1 protein-coding gene and 1 pseudogene are annotated in these 1,069 nt (G+C 73.9%); both read left to right on the forward strand.

Annotation, left to right across the window (positions count from 1 at the left end; translation table 11 throughout):
• Positions 1-453, forward strand: a pseudogene (locus tag ACIP4P_RS45090) (hypothetical protein); the annotation flags it as partial.
• Positions 454-566: 113 nt separating this feature from the next.
• Positions 567-1,069: DUF3492 domain-containing protein (locus ACIP4P_RS45095; protein WP_400930355.1), on the forward strand; the 503-nt coding region annotated here is incomplete at its 3' end.

The following is a 1,069-nucleotide window of genomic DNA, read 5'->3' on the forward strand; positions in this document are numbered from 1 at the left end:
GGTGTTCAGGTCCAGGCCACCATGCCGACCGGAACTGCTCAGAAGATGGCCATCGGAACGGCCGCCTTCGGTTCGGCCTACGCCGGTACGCTCTCGGGCTGGGTGTCCCCGGGCGCCCTGCAGAGCAGCGTCGTTCTGCAGCTCCCCTCCGGCAGCGCGCCGGCCGCACCGGCCGCCGTCACGCCGAACGTCGCGGCCAAGTCCGTGCCGGCACCGGCGCCGGCGGACAAGAAGGTCGTGCCGCAGGGCGTCGCCACCCCCGTCCCGGTGGGCCCGAGCGACGTCACCCGCAAGCCCGCCCAGTCGCTCGTCCCCGGCAGCGGAACCCCGGTTCCCGGCAAGGACGTCGTGCCGGGCGCCGGCACCCAGGGCAACGGCGCCCAGACCGGCAAGCCGTCCGGGGGGACGGCCTCGCACGGCACCACCGGCGCCGGTAACTCCGGCCACCGGTAACCCGCAGCACCCCTTGGCGGGGTCGGGCCGGGCAACCGGTCCGGCCCCGCCACGGCTCCCGCTCCGACCATCCAGGCCGGACAGACCACGCAAGAACAGGAGGGGGGACAGGAATGCGCGTCACCCTGCTCACCGAGGGGACGTACCCGCACCAGCACGGCGGCGTGAGCGTCTGGTGCGACCAGCTCGTCCAGGGCATGCCGGACGTCGACTTCGACGTCATCGCCGTCACCGGGACCGGCCAGGAACCACTGGCCTGGGAACTGCCCGCCAACGTGCGGTCGGTCACCACCGCACCCCTGTGGGGCCCTGCCGCGGAGGCCCGGGCGCCGCGCGGCAAGGAGATGCGGCGCTTCCTCAACGCGTACGAGCGCTTCCTCCACTCCATCCTCGACCCGGTCTACACCACCCACTTCGGCACCGAGCTGTACGGCTTCGCCGACCTCGCCCGGCGCGGGCTGCTCAGCCCGGCGCTGCGCAGCGAGCGCGCCCTGCGCACCCTCCAGCACGTCTGGACCCGTGACTACCTGCCCACGGCCGTCTCCCGGCCGACCCTGCACGACGCGCTGAACGCCACCGACCTGCTGGAGCACGCGCTGCGCCCGCTGTCGGTCGA

Source organism: Kitasatospora sp. NPDC089509 (genome assembly GCF_044749365.1).
In the GTDB taxonomy this organism is placed as follows: Bacteria; Actinomycetota; Actinomycetes; order Streptomycetales; family Streptomycetaceae; genus Kitasatospora.